Source organism: Paenibacillus sp. FSL R5-0623 (assembly GCF_037974265.1).
Taxonomy (GTDB): Bacteria; Bacillota; Bacilli; order Paenibacillales; family Paenibacillaceae; genus Paenibacillus.
In genome coordinates this window covers 5,114,225-5,134,528 of record NZ_CP150233.1, presented here as the reverse complement: position 1 = coordinate 5,134,528, position 20,304 = coordinate 5,114,225, and the positions used below count along the sequence as shown (strand labels likewise).

Here is a 20,304-nt window from a genome sequence, read left to right as displayed (position 1 = left end):
TCAAATGTATAATAGAACGGGACAAATAGCAATCTCTGTTTTACAAATGCACAATTACATTTACATTTAGATAGGTGAATTCTATTTTCATAATTGTTCCAGAAGTTTCGTTAACTAGTGTAACAATGATGATCTATTACAGTAATGATATAGAAATATCTAGGCTGGTATTAACGATTCAGTGCTGTATACATGCAAATTCAATCCTCTTTAGTTACATTAATGCAAAGATGAAATGATCAAATGCACAAAAATTTTTTTACAAAACGTATTGACTAAATCCGTTGAAACCTGATAAATTGTAAATTATCAAATAGGCAATTGTAAATATTGAAAGCCCTTACTGAAAACAATTGTCAACTTCTAGAATGAACGGGGGTATCGTGTTGGATAACATAGCCGACAGCAAAAAGGGCGAAGGAAGGGTACTGAAAGTGAGGACGACAAGCGGTCACAGGTTGCAGCAACTCAAAAAAAATTACTTTTTATATATGTTGCTTGCACCAGCCTTAATTTTGACTCTTATCTTCAAGTACATTCCGATGTACGGAGCCATCATTGCGTTTAAGGATTTCAGTCCGATCAAAGGCATCATGGGTAGTGATTGGGTAGGCCTGAAGCATTTCGAGAAATTTATAGCTTCACCCAATTTCGATATCATTTTAATGAATACGCTTAAACTCAGCTTTTTGGGATTGATATTCAGTTTCCCGGTGCCCATTTTACTGGCACTCATGCTGAATCAGGTACGCAAAGCTGGCATTAAGAAAAATATTCAATTGTTTCTGTACGCACCCAATTTCATCTCGGTTGTTGTTGTTGTGGGTATGCTGTTCATCTTCCTCTCACCGACAGGGCCAATTAATCAATTAGCCACATGGATTACAGGTCAGCCGATTATGTTCATGTCTGAACCGGAATATTTCCGCTGGATCTACATTTTGTCCGATATCTGGACTGGAGCGGGTTGGGCTTCCATCATATACGTCGCGGCTTTGGCCAACGTTGATCCGGAGCTGCACAATGCGGCTAATCTGGATGGAGCCAATCTCCTTCAGCGTATTCGCCACATTGACCTTCCAACGATTCGTCCGATTATGGCCATCGTCTTTATCCTTGCAGCTGGCGGGATTATGTCCATTGGATTTGAGAAGGCCTATCTGATGCAGACGTCCATGAACCTGCCTTCCTCCGAGATTATTGCCACGTATGTCTACAAGGTGGGGCTACAGTCTGGAGATTACGCTTATTCTGCGGCAGTTGGATTGTTCAACTCGGTGATCAATGTGATTTTGCTGGTGACGGTGAATCTGATTGTGAAGAAATTGAATGAAGGCGAAGGCCTCTATTAGGAAAGGAGTATTATCCATGGTTGTTAAACACACGGGAATGGATCGATTGATCCTCACACTCAATGCCATCTTTCTCACCTGTGCTGTACTGGTTGTGGTTGTTCCCCTGATTTATATTGTTATCGCCTCATTCATGGACCCGACGGTGCTACTGAATCGTGGACTGTCCTTTAATGTATCGGACTGGAGTCTGGACGGATATCAGATGATTTTGTCCAATCCAGCCATGATCCGGGGGTTTGCAAATGCGGTATTGTACTCGGTTTCCTTTGCACTGATCACCGTGACCGTATCCATATTTGCAGGTTATGCATTGTCGGATGATAGGCTCGCGGGTCGTGGATTTTTCATGATTATCTTTATCATTACCATGTTCTTCGGCGGGGGATTAATCCCGACTTATCTACTCATACGTAATCTCGGCATGCTCGATACGGTGTGGGCGATCATCATCCCTGGAGCCGTTAACGTCTGGAACATCATTCTCTCCAGAACCTTTTTCAAAGGAGTCCCTCGGGAACTGAAAGAAGCTGCAAACGTGGATGGCGCTTCTGAGATGAAGATTTTCTTCCAGATCGTCATTCCGTTGTCGAAACCGATCATTTTTGTACTCGCACTTTATGCGTTCGTTGGGCAATGGAATTCCTATTTTGATGCAATGATCTATCTCGATAATCCGAACCTGCATACGTTACAGCTCGTTCTGCGTTCCATTCTGATTCAGAATCAGGCTGCACCGGGCATGATCAGTGATCAGCTTGCGATGGCAGAACTGAAACGGCTCTCCGAGATGATTAAATACTCAGCGATTGTCATTTCGAGTCTGCCACTCATCATCATGTACCCGTTCTTCCAGAAGTATTTCGAAAAAGGTGTCATGGTCGGTTCCCTCAAATAGTGAACAGCCTGCGATACAGTAAGTTGATCCAATCCAACTCATGGAGGTCATTATTATGAAAAAAGTGAACAAGTCCAGAAAAGCCGTTACAACGGCGTCCATTTCAATGTTATCTGCAATGCTCTTTCTAACCGCCTGTGGTGGGGGTGGAGGCGGCGCGGCAAGTGAGGCGCAATCCCCTGATGGCAAGGTGACATTGAATTTTATAACACAGAGCTCTCCGCTGGCTCCCGCTGATCCGAATGACAAGTTGATTAACAAGCGACTCGAAGAGAAAACCAATGTGCATATCAACTGGAAGAACTATACGAGTGATGTCTTTGCAGAAAAAAGAAACCTAGCGGTTGCCAGCGGTGATTTGCCGGATGCCATTTTTGATGCAGGTTACGGGGACTATGATCTCCTGAAACTGGCGAAGGACGGGGCGATCATTCCACTTGAGGACATGATTGAACAACACATGCCCAATCTAAAAAAGGTTCTGGAGGAAGCTCCCGAATACAAGAGCATGATCACGGCTCCAGACGGACATATTTATTCATTCCCATGGATTGAAGAACTCGGAAGTGGCAAACAACGGATTCAGTCAGTGGATAACTTGCCCTGGATTAATGTGGAATGGTTGAACAAGCTTGGACTGAAGATGCCAACGACAACCGAAGAACTGAAAGAAGTATTGATCGCGTTCAAAACTCAAGATCCAAACGGCAACGGTAAGGCAGACGAAATTCCGTTATCTTTCATTAACAAACCGGGCGGAGAAGATCTGACATTTCTCTTTGCGGCATTTGGACTCGGAGAGAACTGGGATCATACCGTGGTAACCAATGATGGGAAAGTGGTCTTCACGGCAGCTGATGAAGGCTACAAGGAAGCGGTTAAATACATTCATGAGCTGGTTAAGGAAGGCCTCGTGGATGTTGAATCGTACCAACAGGATTGGAACACGTACCTGGCGAAAGGCAAGGATAATAAGTACGGCATGTACTTCACATGGGATAAGGCTAACATTACAGGCATGAATGATACGTATGATGTTCTGCCTCCGGTTGCCGGGCCTAACGGAGAGGTCAATGTCACAAGAACAAACGGAATTGGGCTTGATCGTGGTCGCATGGTCATTACCAGCAGCAATAAAAACCTGGAATCCACAGCGAAGTGGGTAGACCAATTGTACGATCCGCTCCAATCCGTACAGAACAACTGGGGTACCTATGGAGACGAGAGTCAGCAAAATATTTTTGAATTCGATGAATCCAAAGGGATGCTGAAGCATCTTCCACTGGAAGGATCTGCACCTGTGGAACTCAGACAAAAAACCAGTATCGCAGGACCATTGGCCATTCTCGACAGTTATTATGACAAATACACAACCAAACCGGAAGATGCGGCTTGGCGGATGGAACTTCTCGACAAGGTTATGGTTCCGCATATGAAAGCGGAGAACGTATATCCAAGTGTGTTCTTCTCCATTGATGAACTGGATCGATTGTCCACGATTGAGACCGATCTCTTCGCCTACGTGTTACGTCTGCGTACAGAATGGTATCAGAACGGGAAAGTAGATCAGGAATGGGATGCTTACTTGAAAGAGCTGGATCGCCTTGGATTGCAAGAATGGCTACAGATTAAACAAGCGGGATATGACCGTAATAACAAATAAAGAAAAGTACGGAGGAGAAACCATAATGTCGACAATTCTTAAACAAGATTACAGAAATGAATACCATTTTTCACCGAAAGAGAAGTGGATGAACGACCCAAACGGCATGGTGTTTTTTAATGGGGAGTATCACTTGTTCTATCAGTATCATCCGTTTGGTACTACATGGGGGCCAATGCATTGGGGTCACGCGGTAACCCGAGATCTCGTCACTTGGGAGGAACTTCCTGTAGCTCTTGCACCGGATGAACATGGCATGATCTTCTCCGGCAGTGCGGTGGTGGACTGGAACAATACTTCTGGATTTTTCGAAGATGAGCCGGGATTGGTAGCCATTTTTACACATCATCTGGAAGTACCAAATGAGCATCCTGTTCAGCGTCAGAGTCTGGCGTATAGCAAAGACAACGGCAGAACCTGGACTAAATACGAGGGTAATCCGGTATTAAAGCATGAGTCCTTTGTTGATTTCCGTGACCCCAAAGTGTTCTGGCATGAGCAGACCAAGGAATGGATTATGATTATCGCTTGTGGTCAAACGGTATGTCTGTACCAATCACACAATCTGAAGGATTGGACGCTAGGAAGTGAATTTGGCGAAGGGATCGGTTCACACGATGGCGTGTGGGAATGCCCGGACCTGTTCCCACTTGCAGTGGATGGAGATTCAGGGCAGGTGAAATGGGTGATGCTCGTTAGCATCGGTGCAGATCCTGCATTCATAGAAGGATCCAGAACACAATATTTTACCGGAGATTTTGATGGAACTACATTTGTCCCAGATGAAGCATCCCATGCGATTCGCTGGATTGATCATGGCCGGGATAACTACGCGGGAGTTAGTTGGTCTGACATTCCGGCTGAAGACGGCAGACGCTTGTTCATGGGGTGGATGAGCAACTGGATGTATGCCAATCAGACGCCAACCAATGATTATCGTGGAGCAATGACCATTGCACGGGAGCTGTCACTGGAGACAAGAGCCGGAGAAGTAATACTGATTCAACGTCCTGCACGTGAACTTGAGCAAGCCCGTACGCCAGTATTGTCCCTACAGGATGCTTCGATTCAGCAAGTGAGTGAGCAGTTGAACGTTTTGCAACTAGTGAACTATGAGATCCATGCAGAGTGGGCTCAGGATCAGTCGTTTCATTTTGCCTTAAGAAGCGGAGCTGACAACGAAACGCTCGTTGGCGTAGACGCCAACCGAGGGGAAGTGTATATCGATCGTAGTGGATCGGGTATCGGCGATTTTCATGAACATTTCCTGAGCCGCCATACAGCTGAGTTAAAAGATGTAAATGGGAATCAAAGTTTGCGTATCTTTGTAGATCATTCATCTGTGGAGGTATTTGCAAATGATGGTCAGGCCGTTATTACGGATCTGATCTATCCGGATGGGGATTCCAAGGGCATCTCTGCTCATTCCGAAAATACTGATCTGGTCTTCTCTTCACTTCATATCTATGAGATATCACCAACCAAGGCTACAGGTTAATTGTAATGAAGGAAAGGAGCCCAGAACGATGCGTATTGGAGCTATAGAAGCGGGCGGAACAAAGTTTGTATGTGGTGTAGGGAATGAGCATGGACAGATTGAAGATCGGATTAGCTTTCCAACAGAACATCCGGAGACCACTCTTGCCAAGGTGATCGACTATTTCAGGGATAAAGATGTGGAAGCCATAGGGATCGGCTCCTTTGGTCCGATTGATCTGCAACCGGATAGTCCCACCTATGGTTATATTACGACCACACCTAAGCCTGGGTGGGGAAACTGTAATGTGATTGGAACCTTGAAGCATGAATTTCCGGTTCCTTTTGGATGGGATACGGATGTGAATGCTGCCGCGCTCGGTGAGGTGACGTGGGGAGCGGCGCAAGGACTGGACAACTGTGTATATTACACGATTGGTACAGGCGTTGGTGTCGGACTTGTGGCAGGGGGCCAACGAGTCCATGGATTGTTACATCCCGAGGGTGGACATATTCGCACAAGACGCCATCCAGACGATCACTTTGCCGGATTATGCCCATATCATGGCGATTGCCTGGAGGGAATGGCAGCAGGTCCAGCCATTGAAGCTCGCTGGCAGATCCCTGGCAGTGAACTGCCGGCAGATCATCCGGCGTGGGAGATCGAATCCTTTTACATTGCGGAGTCGATTACAACGGCCATCTTGCTTCATTCGCCGCAGAAGATCATCCTGGGCGGTGGTGTGATGCAGCAAGATCATCTGTTTCCTATGATCCGGGAGCAGGTAGTGCGGAATCTTAATGGTTATGTAAATGCTGCCCCAATCACGCAACATATCGACCAATATATTGTGCAGCCCGGATTGGGCCAGCATGCAGGCCTATGTGGTGCGTTAGCATTGGGTTTGGAAGCATTACAACATGCAGCACAAGCTTCACATATTTCATAGTTTTCTATAATAATCTACATCCCAGAAGGGATGGCTGCGGGTTCGCTTATTTGTATAAGCAAGACTGCACCGTCCTTTTTGGGCTTTTTTATTTTTTTGAGGAGTTCAATATGTTTGAAAAATATAGTGCATTCTAAAATCCGATGTTGCTCAAGTGAGCTGCCAAAGGTATGATTTTTAGTGTTCTATAGTGCGATAAGACATTCGAAAACTAACGTTTCTCCACTGGAAAGGAATTCAACAAATGAACCAAATAACAATGCGTCAAGCTGTACAGGCAGACCAAGAGCAACTCGCTGATTTGCGAGCCTTGGTATTATACGATGATCTAACCAGACTGGGAAGGTACGATGATGTGAAGGTACGTGAACGTTTCCGGAATACATTCGACCCTGCGCAGACACAGATTATCGAACTTGAAGGATCAATGGTGGGTTGTGTAGCGTTGAAGCCCAAGTCTGAGGCATATCTATTGGAACATTTCTACATACATCCCGATTATCAAGGCCAGAGAATAGGAACTCAGGTACTGAACATGCTGCTGGAACAGGATGAAGTTCAGGGGAAACGTGTTATGTTAAATGTTTTGCAGGGAAGCCCTGCTCGGCGATTGTATGAACGATTTGGATTTATATTGGATAGTGAAGATGAGGTCGATGTGTTTATGTCGGTCCAATTGTCGGAATAGTACGATCACCATACGTAGTAAAGTTGGCTTCATATTTACATTCTGACTGCGCAGTGGTCAGTGTAACGGTTACGTAGTAGACGCATTCATCTAGGACGAACCTTTCCCTGGGACTGGGAAGATCGGTAGCAACAGCTTCCGTAGTGTGGTGCCCCAATGGCTTGGAAGATTTTGTGGAGCTAGTTGTTCCGGTTCTGCAAGAACGAGGACTGTTCCGCACGGAGTATGAACATGAGACGCTTCGAGAGAATCTGCGTCTTGAGATTCCGCGTAACCAATATACGCTAGAGGCTGTGAAATAGAAAAGATAGAGCGGTAACGACGTTAATATAACGTTGTTGCGGCTCTTTTTTTGATGGTTTCTTTTTCGGAGAGTACTGCTATTATAAAATGATAAAGAATACGATATACAAGCTGCAATTCCAGACGAGTCACAGGAGGAGATTGGGATGATTAGAGGGTTAACGAATGCGGGACTGGGCAACATCGAGTCTGATGAACAATATATCATCGATGCGGCCAAGCACGGATTCGGATCTGTAGATTTGAATCCGCTCTCATTGATTGAAACGTATGGCAAAGAACGGGCGAAACATCTGCTGGAAAGCAATCAGGTGATCATTGGTTCATCGGGTCTGACGGTGGAGTGGAGGACGACAGATGAACAATTCCGTGAGGGGTTGCAATCGTTGGTCGCTATGGCAGAAGCTTCTGCTTCGCTGGAGTGTTACAGCTGTTGCACGTATATTTTACCCTCAACGGATCAACCGGCAGCGCAATTTATGGCCGCGGCTACGAAACGTTTGAGACTCTGCGCAGATATCTTGGACGCTTACGGCATTCGATTAGGGCTGGAGTTTGTTGGCTGCCATCATTTGCGGACGCAATGGAAGAATCCGTTTATCTGGGGTGTGGAAGATACGCTGGACTGGATCGAGACGATCCATGCGCCTAACGTAGGTTTGCTCGTAGATTCCTATCACTGGCATACGAATGGTTTACCGATGGAAGATCTGTTGAAGTTGAAGAAAGAGCAGATTGTTCATGTGCATATCAATGACGCTTACGATTTGCCGATCGAGGAATTGAAGGATGGCGAACGCTTGTATCCTGGGGAAGGTGTAATTGACCTGAATGGTTTTTTAAAGAATCTGAAGGCCATTGGCTACAACGGTGTGGTGGCTCAGGAGGTGCTGGCACCGGCATCGAATTTAAGTTCAAGTGAACTGTTCGCTAAGACGAAAGCAGGTTTTGACAAGGTATTTGCGGTAATCTAATTTACTGAAAAAGGGAGGGGTGTTCCTAGCTATGTTTCTGGCTTATGGAACACCCCTGTTTTTGTTCAATTAATCCAGCACGCCGTGATCTTTCATTAGTTGTTTCGTAACGATCCATAGTGTTTTGCATGGCCTCATCTCCGCCAGGATGTATAGGAACAATAGATGCTCCAGTTCCCACATTAAAATATCCTCCTGATACCTCGCCATATTTCGATTCCACAGCCAACCGAGTAATGATATCCGCACCCCGGTGCGGGTCGCCGATGTGCAAAAAGGTTAACAAGCGTTCAAGCACACTTGCAAACCATAGCTCTCGTCCAAGACCCGTAACATTAAAGCCAGGGTTCAAGGCATTTACGCGAATTCCGGTTCCACGCCATTGTCTGGCTAGTTCACCAGTAAACATAATATTGAGCAGTTTGGTTTTTCCATAGATTGGAGAGGAACCACGTGCAGTAAAAGAAGTGATATCCGTTAAGTCATCTGGCAACACCAGAGTGCCGTGATTCCGCGAAGCTTCAGAAGCAACATTGACGACACGGGCATGGCCGGATTGAATCAGGGAAGATTGCAATGTGTGCGTTAACAGCCAAGGCGCCAAATAGTTGACGGCAATCATCTCGGCATATCCTTCGGACGTGACTCGCTGTTCAAAAGCATGAAGTCCGGCATTATTCAAAAGTACGTCTTTACGCGGATAAGCAGCTGCAATCTCCAGCCCAACACGTTTTACATCACTCAGTAAGGACAAGTCTCCATAGAAAAATTCGATTTTGGCAGAAGGCATGATTTCCTTGATTTTAAGTCAGGATATGTTAGCAAAGAGCAAGACCCCAAGGATCGGCGCGGGGTGTTACTATCTCTTACGGAACTTGGTCAACAATCGACGGTTGGTGCGCTCAAGGAGAAGGAGTCAGCTTTTTATGACCGTATATCCAGATGGGATGATAAGGAACCTGGAGCGTTTCACCGTCATGCTCCGGCAGTTTAACGGATTGGAAGAAAAGTGAGAGGAACACTACAAATTCATAGCAAAAGCGGACATCTGGTGATGTCCGCTCGTGAAGTTCCCGGATCATTTTATAGTTTCCAGGGAAGCTGCGGGATTTTATATCGGAAACCCTGATGGTTTCCTTTTCTCACATATATCCAAGGTGGTGGGACAGGGGTGCCTAGTGCTTTATACAAGACCGTTCCTTCATCGCTTACGGAATATTCTTCGATACTACTTTGGATTTCCTCCCAATGAACCTTACCTTGGTAAGACAGTGTCTGCCCTTGAACGATAACATGAGGTGCACCTGAAATAACTCTCCGCGTTATGTTGAGAACTCCAACCTTTCCTGAGGACAACATCATCAACTCGCTCATGAAAAGTATGATAATCAAAATGACTATGCTCACAATCCATCGCTTTTTTCTCATTTTGTGACCTCCACTACCTAGGGAATCATTCCCTCATAGTTAATGTCTTTTAACGATATAATCTCGTCAGAGATGGTATTGATTTTGACTGAATAGGGCTTAATAGCTTGCAGGAATTCATTAATGATTTTCTTGCGATCTTTATCAAAGACGGCAGATGTTATGTGATTCTCCTTTAATACGTTATCGTTCATTATGACTTGTTTAGCATAACTAACTTAATTACTATAATCGATTAGATGCGTAACCCCCGTGAATTTGCCACTAGTTAATGTACCTTTGGAGAATTCGGATGGTTTAATCCCAATATATTTTTCAGAAGAACCGTTTTTCTTTTTATAATTGATAATCGTGTCAAAAAAGTCCTTATCCCCGGTTAACTTCTCGTTGAAATAATCATTTTTGAGAGTAATCGTAGTTGTATGATCAGTATATCCTAGTGAGACAGTATCTGAAGAGTGGATTGCGTAATATCCCTGAGACATCTTGCCCTGATTGAATGTTCCATCGTTAATGGTGTTGTTGTAACGGTCATGTACAGGGTAAACCTTGCCATCAGAAGTAAGATACTGTACTTCTAACCATTGCGTAATTTCTTTTCCTTTACCATGATATGTATCATTAATCCATGATCCGGTGTAGGTTTTTGTAGTGAATTCACCTGTTCCATGGCCCATATTAGATTCATTGTAATCCTCAAAGGGGACACCTCCACCTTTAACTAATGTATATGTATATTTGCCTTTTCCTTGCCGCTTACCACTCACCCAATCTCCAGAGTAAACTTCGGTTTCTTCCCATCTCGCGGTTCCTTTACCATGAGGTTTTCCGTTTAAAACTTCACCATAGTACGTCCCTCCATCTGACAATTTTGAGTTTACTTTCTTCGATGCTGCTTCTGTTGGAGTAGAGCTTGATAATAGTCCAATGATAACGATGATCGTTAATCCAAAACCTAGATAGAATCTTTTCAAAAGTGTGCAACTCCTTCAATGAATAATGATCTTTGCGTTGTTAGCCATCTTCAACATTATCGGTTTATGTATCGTATTTTTCCAGTTTAAATATAAAGTGGAGATCGGTCGAATTTCACAAACAACTCGTCCCCAGTTCACAAAAGTAAAGATGTAAAGGTGGATACAAAATCCCGCTCAACCCAAGGTACCTGCGGCTTCAGGGCATATCATGCCTGTGGTTCGTGGGTGCTTTTTTCTATACTCAGCGTATGCGTAACCCTGATTTTTTTACAAAACCCACTATCTTCTCCACTTCATCATTCTGCCTACGCCAGTTCTCCTCCTAATGATCCACAGCAGTGGTGGAACTTTCCTGAATCGTGAACAATCTCTGAATTTTGTATCACCTCCTATTTGCAGCGTTATCCCTAGATTCACTCCCCCAATATGGAGCAGTATAGAGTATTACTTCGTTAGGATAAGTTAGAAAAACCTTTAACGGAATATGAAAGAATGCAGGTATATGTAAAATTTTAAATACATGCTTCCAGGCCGTTGACCCTGCCCCCAAAAGTCTCTTATATTTACTCCCGACACAACAACTCAGAACGGGTGGTGGGATGATTTTGTTCATTAATAAAGGCAAGAAAATGCTCGCTATACTTACACTTATACCCTTGGCTACAGGGATGGTCATGGGAGCTTTCCCTGCTGCGATAACGTATGCAGATGTGGGAGATATCTCGCCAGTCAACAGCTCGGCAACAGGTTCTTGGCAAACGGGAGATTTGCATGTACATACGTTTGAGTCTGATGATGCACAGGTTTCACTGGAGAACGTGCTCGATGCGGGTTTAACAAAATATGGGCTGGACTGGATCGCGCTTACGGATCATTTGCGGTTATCCAAGCGAGATCACAACGGCGTAGACATTCCAAGTGGGTCAATACCCATGTCCCAAGGAATGAATGAATATCAGGTACCACAGATCAAGGCACTTCAGGATGCAGGCAAATATGCAGGTAAAACGATCTTCTCCGGTTTCGAATGGGACATGCCGACACATGAACACGTTGGGGTGGGGATTCTTACGGATGAGCCGAACTCAACCGAAGCGCTGAATGCTGCCAAGGAATTCGAATACCGTTTCACGAATCGTGCAGCGAACTTGTTTAATGCGGATGACGTAGCCAAATGGGATCAGAACGGAGGGCGTGCCTACACCACTCATCAGGATGCCTTAACCGCCATCAATTGGCTCGCTACGAACTATCCAATGACAAGTTATGCGATGATCAACCATCCTTCACGCGGCAAAAACAAATATACCATCGCGGACTTCCGTGATTTCAACGATCTGGCTCCACAAGTGGTATTTGGTATCGAAGGCATGTTGGGTAACCAGATGGAACCGGATCGTGGAGGGTACAACACAAGCTACAATGTGGCTAATCCGACCGCAGATGATGGATACAAATACCGTACATACGGCGGTGTAGACTATATGGTCGCCAAGGTTGGCGGACTATGGGATGCATTGCTGGGAGAAGGACGTCACTTCTGGAACTATGGCAATTCGGATTATCACTTCAAGACGATTGGCACGAATTCCAGTGGCTATTTTCCGGGCGAATATGCCAAGACTTATTCCTGGGTTGAGGGTACAGGCATGCAGGCTGTTCTGGATGGACTGCGTTCGGGGAAATCATTTTCCGTATTCGGCGACCTGATCAACGCACTGGACTTTACAGCTTCCGGAGCGGGTGCTCAGGTTGAGATGGGCGGAGACCTTCATGTGACTCAAGGCGATGAAGTAGAGCTGAAGATTCGCTTCAAGAGTCCAACGACGAGCAATAACTATGAAAATCCAATCAACAGCGGCACGTCCGCTGGACAAGTACCTGTAGTGGATCACGTTGATCTCATCGCTGGGGATGTGACAGCCAAGGCCCAGAAGGGTACAGCCGCATATACCAAAGACACCAACGACTCCACCAAAGTACTGGCTACCTTCACATCCAACGATTGGACGACAGATGCCGAGGGCTATAATGTCATCACGTACAAGATCAAAGCTACAGACCAGGACAAGTATTTCCGCCTGCGTGGTACGAATCTGGGCATGAACGTGACCGGTGAGACTGTCGATGGTGAACCGCAGCTTGATCCGAAAAATACGACAGCCGATGCAACGACCCGTTTTAATCAAATTAATGATAGCAACTACCGCGACCTGTGGTTCTACTCCAACCCAATTTTCATGAGTGCCACACCTTATAGTGATGCACAGGCGGTAACCGATACAATTCAAGCAATCGATCTGGGTGATCTGAGCGCGGTCACTTCCGACCTTACCCTTCCTGTTGAAGGAAAGCATGGTGCAACCATTAGTTGGTCCAGCTCCAACCCGGAACGAATGAATAACGAAGGCAAGCTGCTAACGCAACCGGACAATAATGAGCGACTGGAACTGACGGCAACCGTGCAACGTGGCACGGAGTCACAACCCAAAACGTTCACTGTCATTGTGGAAGGCAAGAATAATCAGGCGCTGGTGTTAAAAAGCAACATGACAACCGCTGACGGCCAGCCGTATCACACGGATACATGGACGAACCAGTCTGTAACGGTTAGTGTAACCAGCGCAGTATACGCGCCTGCTACTTCCGCAATTATCGAGTTGTCCCGTGATGGAGGGCAGACGTATGAACTTTATACAGAGAATACACCTTTGGAGGTAACGGAGCCGGGAGAGCGCAACCTTTTATTCCGAGCAACAGATGATCTGGAACAAACGTATACTTTACCTCTGGTCATTAAAATAGACCGTGAGATTCCCGTCATCACCCTGCAAGGTAGTAGCCAGATGACGCTGAACGTAGGAGATACATACAACGAGCCTGGAGCACAGGCTTCCGATAATGTCGGCATCCGTGGTTCCGTGCAGGTGGATGGCACGGTGAACACACAAGCGGCAGGAATCTACACCCTTAGGTATAACGTGAAGGATATCGCTGGTAATGCGGCACAGGAAGTTATCCGTACTGTGACTGTACAAGCCCGCTCAGGCAATGGTGGCGGGGGTTCAGGTGGAGGTACTGGAAGCAACTCTGGTGGGAATTCTGGAGGAAACACACCAAGTGTGCCAACAACGCCTACCGTTCCAACTACACCAACCAATCCGGAAACGGGGGCAGATTCATCCACTGAAGTGAAGGTTGAGGTGGAAGCGAATCAGCCGGTCCAAACGGGTCTGAAAGACATCGTACAATTCAACGCTCCAGCGGGAGCCATTGGTTCCAAGGATACGTTGCAAGTGTCTGTGGTTGCCAAGGATAAGTTGCAGAATACTGCTTCCCTGAATGTACTTGGACAAGCTGTACAGATTAGTCGCAGTGGCGGAAGAACGTTGAATGATCAGGCGGCATTGAGCTTGAAAGTGGATTCGGCAGATCTGCCGAATGGCACTCAACCTGCAATCTACTATTATAATGAAGCTCGTCAGAGCTGGGTATTCATCGGTGGCAAGACGGATACAGCTGGAAGCATAACGGCCAATGTGAATCATCTGGGCACATTCGTTGTGTCAAGCTATGCACCCTTGAATCTGTCTGACCTGAGTGGACACTGGGCTGCCGACTACGCAGATCGTTTGCTGGGCATGAACGTGATTCAAGGGTACGCAAATGGAACATTCCAACCATCGAAGAAGATTACCCGGGCAGAGTTTGTTACGTTGCTCAGTAAGGCGCTGGCATTAAAGTCCGTGGAGTCGGATACAACGTTTGCGGATCAAGGTAATCTGCCCAACTGGGCGAAAAGCGACATAGCCGCAGCCGTGCAAGCTGGAATCGTGAAAGGTTACGGCGATAACACATTCAAGCCCGATCGAACCATTACCCGTGCCGAGATGGCAGTCATGGTGGCGAATGCGCTAAAAGCAAGTTCGGAGGCAAAAGCCGGAATGTCTGGCAATACATCCGTTAAACCAAGTTTTAATGATGCATCGCAGACGCCGTCTTGGGCACAAGAAGCACTGGATGCAGCGGTGCAGGCGAAGATTGTTAGCGGATATACGGACCATACGGTTCGTGCAGGCAGTGAAACGACTCGAGCGGAAGCTGTGACGATGATCTACAAACTGCTTTTGGCGCTTCACGTGTAAATGCAAAATATTAAATGAAAATAAACGAAGGTCATCCTGACAAGGATGGCCTTTGTTTATTTTGCATGTGGGCAGGTTATGAAAAGTCTGCTCTCAGTGCAGCTTATTCTTCCTGTTCTATAATCTCCACATCGGTTTTATTGGAGGCCAGGAAAGAAGGAAGCAGACTGCCATCGGGCAGTGCAATGTTAAAATGTAATAACGCCTGATTAAGCAATCGACAGTGTTCAGGTATGCTGTGCACCAGCACATTAAATTGAATATCTACCGTCCCTCCTGGGGCGATTGTCCCCAGTGAAAGTCCCTTCACAACGTCTCCATCGGGTTGGAGCTGTCCGTTAACCACCACGCTGCCAGCAATAAAGGTGGACTCCGCTTGGAGTACATCTTTCAGAATGACATCTATCGCTGGCAATGAGCTTGCGTTATGAATCAAAATTTTGTAACGGAGATGGGAATGGACTTCAACCTCAGATTTGTTTGCACTTTTGACAATGGTGAGCTGTGGCAAACGACTCGGAATAACCACTGTTTCGGATTGGAGTGACCCAACTGTGGCTTGACCCTGAGCTTGAAATTTGGCTGTAAACTGATTAAGGATACTTCCGTTTACGGGCTGGTTAATGACGATAACCTCAAACGTAATGCTTGCGCTATGCCCCGGCTGAAGGGATGCAATGAAAATGCCCGCGGCTGGATGAGCTCCAGCAACCAGTTGTCCGTCCAACCTTACACTACCCTCAACGAATCGGGTTCCAGTCGGAATTGGGTCGGTAATCGTAACCTGAACGATTGGTTTTCCCGTATTGGTAACGACGATCTGGTATGTGATGGTGTCGCCCACAACTACTGAAGTTTTATCTGCTGTTTTTTGAAGGGTAATCTGTGTTGGCGAAGTGGAAGTTACGAGTACGTTGACGGGATTGGATTGGAGTGTAAAAATCGTCTGTCCCAACGTATAGCGAAGGTTCGCCTGATTTGTAATTAGTGAAAGCGTAGTGTTTGCGTTTACTCTGACTTGGAAGGACAACACCGTGGTGCCTCCTGGCGGAATAATGCCGAGATTGATTCCGGTCGCAGGGTTTCCCAACGGTGCCGCTACTCCGTTAACGACTACACTGCCCGTTACCAATGATGTTCCTTGAGGAACAGGATCGGTTAATACAACCGAACTTATGAGTGATCGGTTATTATTGCGTATAAGAATGCTATAGGTAATGACATCACCAGGTAAGGCATCAGGTCTGTTCGCCGTTTTGTTAATAGATACATTGGGATTGTTTACATAAAGGATAATGGAATTCGATTGTGAGTTGCCCGTTAGTGTTCGTCCGTCTGCGGTAAGGAAAGTAAAGCTTGCAGTCGCTTGATTTATAATCTCCAAACTTGGAGGTATGGAGGTAACGGTCACCGAGAATGCTGCTTCAATTTGCTGCCCTGGAGCAATCGTTCCCAATGGAATGCCAGTAACAGGGTTGGCTGAGGGTAAAGGGCTGCCACTGGATACGACACTTCCCTGCACAAAGGTCGTATTGGATGACAATATATCGAACAAGGTCACCTGGGCTGGAACTGGACCTGAATTACGGACAGTAAACAGGTACTGAACCGTATCTCCAATCTGTACATTTTGAGTGCTTGCCGCTTTAACAATGGTGATGATCGGGAGATCTACAGGGGTTGTCACTGCATTGGACTCCACGGTATCTGTGAAATCTCCTGTGGTGAATCGGACTTGCGCCTGATTGGTTACAAGGACAGGCATAGGTTCGTTAATAACACTGTCACTAACTATGACTTGAAAAGTGACGGCTACTGAATCATTTTGCAGGATCGAACTGATCGTTATGCCTGTAGACGGATCGGCGTCAGGGGTAACGGTGCCATCTACAGTAACACTTCCTGGAACAAATGTGGTACCGACCGGGATCGGGTCCGTAAGCACAACATTGGTAATGGGCGTCGATACATTATTTTCGATCAAAATCGTATAAGTGATTATTTCCCCTATCTGAACATGCTGGGCAGGTGTTGATTTCAATACGGATATAATATTCTCAGCCGTAACCGGGATGGAGACGATATTGGATAATACGCTGTCACTGAGAATTCGACCATCGGGTACAAGGGCAACATAATCGGCTCTCGTTTGATTGTTCAATACAGGCGGATCAGGTAAAGATGTGACTGCAGCCTGGAAAGTGACAACGACCGGAAAGCCGGGTGATACGGTACCAATGACAACCCCATCCAATGGATTGGTTCCACTCCATCGGTTCCCGTTTATGAATATACTGTTCTGAACAAACGTCTCTCCTGGGGGCAACGGGTCAAATAAAATGACATCCGCATTCAAATTCCCCGTGTTGGTTACGATCAGGGTATAGGTAATGGTATCTCCCACAACCGCAATAGATTCGGAAGCGGATTTCTCGATATTAATAATTGGACTATATACGGGGATGGTCACTATATTGGACAAATTCTCTATAACGGTTGTTCCGACAATAAAATTGATGGTTGCTTGGTCTGTCAAGTTAAAAGGATTGGGCAGAGGCACGGGCAGATCGGTAACACTCACCTGAAAGGTAACGACAACCTGACTATTTCCGGGAATGCTGCCGATATTAATACCGGCGGAAGGATCAGCTCCCGGAATGGCCACACCATCCAAGGTTACACTATCTGGAACAAGAACGGAGCCGGCTGAGATCGGGTCCGTAAAAATGATGTTATTAACCGTGAAGCTTTCAATATTGTCGATAACGATGGTGTAAGTGATCACATCTCCGTCCACAGCATCAATCACATCAGCGCTTTTGGTTACAATCGGGTCTGGAGATGATATCGGTATGTTGATTTCATTGGAAGGGGAGCTTCCCGGAATGACACGCCCATCGGGTGGACTAAATGTATATTCCGTCGTTGCCTGATTCGTTAACTGCTGATTGGCAGGCAGTGTATTCACGATAATCTGAAATGTAACAAACAGGGATTCCCCCGGAGCCAGCGTTCCTAAAGGAATACCTGGATTAGGATTAGCCGCAGGCAATGGAATGCCATTGGCTATCACGGTCCCTGGTACAAAGGCAGCATCAGGCGGAATTATATCCGTCAGTGTCGCGTCTGCGGCGATATTGCCGGAATTCGTGACATTGAATTGGAACGTTAACGTTTGACCAACAGTTGCAAAGGTCGGATCGGAATCTTTGGTTGTTGTAATGATCGGCTGATATACGGGTATGATCAGAGGATCAGAGAAGGATGCCTGCTCGAACGGGCCACTCGTAAACGTAACCTGTGCCTGATCTGCCAGCTCGGGCGGATCGGGTAAGAAAATAACGTTAGTACTGAATGTGACGGTGACAGACACACCGGGACCAATCGTTCCAAGATTAACCCCTGTGGCCGGATCTGCTGTGGGCTGAACGATTCCATCAATGGTTACACTGCCGGGAATAAATGCCGATCCGATTGGAATGGCATCTGCAAATACAACGTTGTCAATCGGATCAGTATCTGAATTGGTGATAACTACGGTGTACGTTAGTGTATCTCCTACAACAGCATCAATGGCACTGGCTGTTTTGGTGACACTGACCATCGGAGTCGATACCCTCACCGTTACGATGTTGGAAATAGATGTGTCTGTAATCACACGCCCATCAGGCAGTTGAGAGGTATAGTTGGCGGTACCCTGATTCGTTAAGTCAAACCCGCGCAGCAGTCCGTTCACGAGTACCTGGAATGTGACGGTTACCGTATCACCAATGGCTACATTTCCAACGTTGATTCCAGCAACGGGATCATCTGCGGGTTGCACAGTCCCGTTAACTGTAACGCTTCCTGGTACAAAACTGGAGCCTTCAGGAATCGGGTCAGTTACGGTGGTGACCGCATCAATATTTCCGACATTCGTTACGACCAGCGTGTACGTAACCGTGCTGCCGACCAGTGCATTCGCTGTATCTGCGCTTTTCTCAATCGTAATGTCCGGTTGAAAGACAGGGATGGTGACCGCGTTAGACGGAGCCTCATTGGAGATGATGGGGCCATCCGGAACGGTAGGTGCTGTATAACCGACTTTCGCTTGGTCAAACAGACGAGGGGGCGTAGGCAATGAGGTTACCTGCACCTGAAATGTTACGACAGCCGAAGTGCCTGCCGGAAGTGAGCCGACAAAAATTCCGGTTAGGGGCTCCGTTCCCGGCTGTGATACCCCATCAATGGTAACTGTGTCGGGTATAAAGGAGCTTCCCGCAGGAATGTTGTCGAACACCACCACATCGGTAGCGTCCGAAACGGATGTGTTTTCCACAAGCACCGAGTACGTAATCGTATCTCCGACAATTGCATTCTGTTCACTCGCGGTCTTCGTGGCAGTAATCACAGGGGTATTAATATTGATCTGCAGGGCAAAGGAATCAACCAAGTATCCGTCGCCCGAAGTTGTTAAACGCAGTAAAGCAGAGGTTTGGGTGTTCACAAGTGTAGTACTGACATCCACGTTAGTAATGTCCCATCCTTGTCGTCCGCCCACAATATTCGTCCCAGGCGTCCCGTTGATCTGATTCCGGTTGCCGAAGGTGCCCGTGGTGTCCAATGCGCCGGTATCTCCGTTAATCTGGGAGGCGAAAAAATTCGTTGCGAAATTGTTCGGACCGGATAATGCCCTTAGATTGGAGACGGTGGGACCAAACAAAGCCTGATCTCCCGTTTTGTTCGCATCTCCCTCTTGAGCTCCGAGTAAGGCTCTGCCAGCCAGAGGGCCAGAAAATGGTGTTGCAAAGCCCTCAATCGGTGTAGTAACCGGACCTGATGTCGAAAGAATGACTTCGGCACCTACCCGAATCGAGAGATTACGCAGGGGAAGAGCGGGATTACGATAAACGACGCCAAGTGTCCAACCCGCATGATTGGAAGTGGGATCAGGAATGGACAAAGTCCCAACTACGCCACCTGTCACATATGTACCTGCCCCACCAGCCCGAATCAGATCCGTTACGTCGGATGATCTTACATAAGCGAAGGTTCTTGGAAATCCAGATGCTGTTGAAAGTAGAACTTCTCTCGCTGTGGCTGGATCGGGAGAGACGGTGGTTACTCCGACGGGTGTGGTCAGAATGACGTCTTTGTTAATAAAAGCCGAATTGTTCTCCTGATTATCAATGAATGTTCCACCCCAGATTAGTTCCGCATAGAGAACAGTACTTCCCACAGGCAGATTGAGAACAGCAGCTGAGCTGTTGTTCTGAAATACGTTGGTGGTTCCAGGTGGATAGGAGCCGAACTGCACGTTGGTATCCGTGATGATGTACCCTCCAATACTGTCCACCGTACCGGGAACACCCACCGTATTGGACCGGCTTAGCCCCAAAGTGTTACCTGTGAATGTTACGGCACCAGTATCATTGATCACATACCTTTCAATAAAAGCCACTCATCTCACA

At 46.6% G+C, this 20,304-nt stretch carries 13 protein-coding genes and 1 pseudogene; 10 read left to right on the top strand and 4 right to left on the bottom strand.

Annotated elements, in window-relative coordinates; genetic code table 11:
- Positions 1 to 491: 491 nt before the first annotated feature.
- From MKY92_RS22550 to MKY92_RS22515, 8 genes and pseudogenes are all read left to right on the top strand, one after another.
- Positions 492 to 1,352: an ABC transporter permease subunit gene (locus MKY92_RS22550; protein ID WP_223200008.1), complete on the top strand. Its 861-nt coding sequence runs from the start codon at positions 492 to 494 to the stop codon at positions 1,350 to 1,352.
- A gap of 16 nt (positions 1,353 to 1,368) precedes the next feature.
- Positions 1,369 to 2,250 (top strand): carbohydrate ABC transporter permease, encoded by an 882-nt coding sequence (locus MKY92_RS22545; RefSeq protein WP_339297717.1) that lies wholly within the window; start codon positions 1,369 to 1,371, stop codon positions 2,248 to 2,250.
- A 55-nt stretch (positions 2,251 to 2,305) separates the two neighbouring features.
- Positions 2,306 to 3,913, top strand: a complete 1,608-nt coding sequence (locus tag MKY92_RS22540) for an ABC transporter substrate-binding protein (protein ID WP_339297716.1) — start codon at positions 2,306 to 2,308, stop codon at positions 3,911 to 3,913.
- A gap of 25 nt (positions 3,914 to 3,938) precedes the next feature.
- Positions 3,939 to 5,411: a glycoside hydrolase family 32 protein gene (locus tag MKY92_RS22535; protein WP_339297715.1), complete on the top strand. Its 1,473-nt coding sequence runs from the start codon at positions 3,939 to 3,941 to the stop codon at positions 5,409 to 5,411.
- Between the two features lie 28 nt (positions 5,412 to 5,439).
- Positions 5,440 to 6,339 (top strand): ROK family protein, encoded by a 900-nt coding sequence (locus tag MKY92_RS22530; RefSeq protein ID WP_339297714.1) that lies wholly within the window; start codon positions 5,440 to 5,442, stop codon positions 6,337 to 6,339.
- Positions 6,340 to 6,583: 244 nt separating this feature from the next.
- On the top strand, positions 6,584 to 7,027 hold the full coding sequence (locus MKY92_RS22525; RefSeq protein WP_339297713.1) for a GNAT family N-acetyltransferase: 444 nt from the start codon (positions 6,584 to 6,586) through the stop codon (positions 7,025 to 7,027).
- Between the two features lie 152 nt (positions 7,028 to 7,179).
- Positions 7,180 to 7,329: pseudogene (locus tag MKY92_RS22520) on the top strand (LLM class flavin-dependent oxidoreductase); the annotation flags it as partial.
- 147 nt (positions 7,330 to 7,476) lie between these two features.
- Positions 7,477 to 8,304, top strand: a complete 828-nt coding sequence (locus MKY92_RS22515; RefSeq protein WP_339297712.1) for a sugar phosphate isomerase/epimerase — start codon at positions 7,477 to 7,479, stop codon at positions 8,302 to 8,304.
- A gap of 25 nt (positions 8,305 to 8,329) precedes the next feature.
- Here MKY92_RS22515 and MKY92_RS22510 read toward each other — a convergent pair whose 3' ends face one another.
- Positions 8,330 to 9,094 (bottom strand): SDR family NAD(P)-dependent oxidoreductase, encoded by a 765-nt coding sequence (locus MKY92_RS22510; RefSeq protein ID WP_339297711.1) that lies wholly within the window; start codon positions 9,092 to 9,094, stop codon positions 8,330 to 8,332.
- Positions 9,095 to 9,157: 63 nt separating this feature from the next.
- Here MKY92_RS22510 and MKY92_RS22505 point away from each other — a divergent pair, with 63 nt between their 5' ends.
- Complete coding sequence (locus tag MKY92_RS22505) at positions 9,158 to 9,298, top strand: hypothetical protein (protein WP_339297710.1); 141 nt, start codon at positions 9,158 to 9,160, stop codon at positions 9,296 to 9,298.
- A 451-nt stretch (positions 9,299 to 9,749) separates the two neighbouring features.
- Here the strand turns inward: MKY92_RS22505 and MKY92_RS22500 are convergent, their stop codons facing one another.
- Positions 9,750 to 9,926: a hypothetical protein gene (locus MKY92_RS22500; RefSeq protein WP_339297709.1), complete on the bottom strand. Its 177-nt coding sequence runs from the start codon at positions 9,924 to 9,926 to the stop codon at positions 9,750 to 9,752.
- 24 nt (positions 9,927 to 9,950) lie between these two features.
- Entirely contained in the window at positions 9,951 to 10,706 is a 756-nt protein-coding gene (locus tag MKY92_RS22495; protein WP_339297708.1) for a hypothetical protein, read from the bottom strand.
- A 608-nt stretch (positions 10,707 to 11,314) separates the two neighbouring features.
- On the opposite strand from MKY92_RS22495, the gene MKY92_RS22490 reads away from it, so the two are divergent.
- Positions 11,315 to 14,854, top strand: coding sequence for an S-layer homology domain-containing protein (locus tag MKY92_RS22490; protein WP_339297707.1), 3,540 nt, complete (start codon positions 11,315 to 11,317; stop codon positions 14,852 to 14,854).
- A gap of 103 nt (positions 14,855 to 14,957) precedes the next feature.
- On the opposite strand, the gene MKY92_RS22485 is transcribed toward MKY92_RS22490, so the two are convergent.
- Entirely contained in the window at positions 14,958 to 20,294 is a 5,337-nt protein-coding gene (locus MKY92_RS22485) for a hypothetical protein (protein ID WP_339297706.1), read from the bottom strand.
- Positions 20,295 to 20,304 lie beyond the last annotated feature (10 nt).

Bases quoted from the DNA above. Each gene is read 5' to 3' on its own strand.
- MKY92_RS22500 (WP_339297709.1), bottom strand. From the start codon at position 9,926: ATGAACGATAACGTATTAAAGGAGAATCACATAACATCTGCCGTCTTT.
- MKY92_RS22510 (WP_339297711.1), bottom strand. From the start codon at position 9,094: ATGCCTTCTGCCAAAATCGAATTTTTCTATGGAGACTTGTCCTTACTG.
- MKY92_RS22525 (WP_339297713.1), top strand. From the start codon at position 6,584: ATGAACCAAATAACAATGCGTCAAGCTGTACAGGCAGACCAAGAGCAA.
- MKY92_RS22545 (WP_339297717.1), top strand. From the start codon at position 1,369: ATGGTTGTTAAACACACGGGAATGGATCGATTGATCCTCACACTCAAT.
- MKY92_RS22535 (WP_339297715.1), top strand. From the start codon at position 3,939: ATGTCGACAATTCTTAAACAAGATTACAGAAATGAATACCATTTTTCA.
- MKY92_RS22550 (WP_223200008.1), top strand. From the start codon at position 492: ATGTTGCTTGCACCAGCCTTAATTTTGACTCTTATCTTCAAGTACATT.
- MKY92_RS22530 (WP_339297714.1), top strand. From the start codon at position 5,440: ATGCGTATTGGAGCTATAGAAGCGGGCGGAACAAAGTTTGTATGTGGT.
- MKY92_RS22515 (WP_339297712.1), top strand. From the start codon at position 7,477: ATGATTAGAGGGTTAACGAATGCGGGACTGGGCAACATCGAGTCTGAT.
- MKY92_RS22540 (WP_339297716.1), top strand. From the start codon at position 2,306: ATGAAAAAAGTGAACAAGTCCAGAAAAGCCGTTACAACGGCGTCCATT.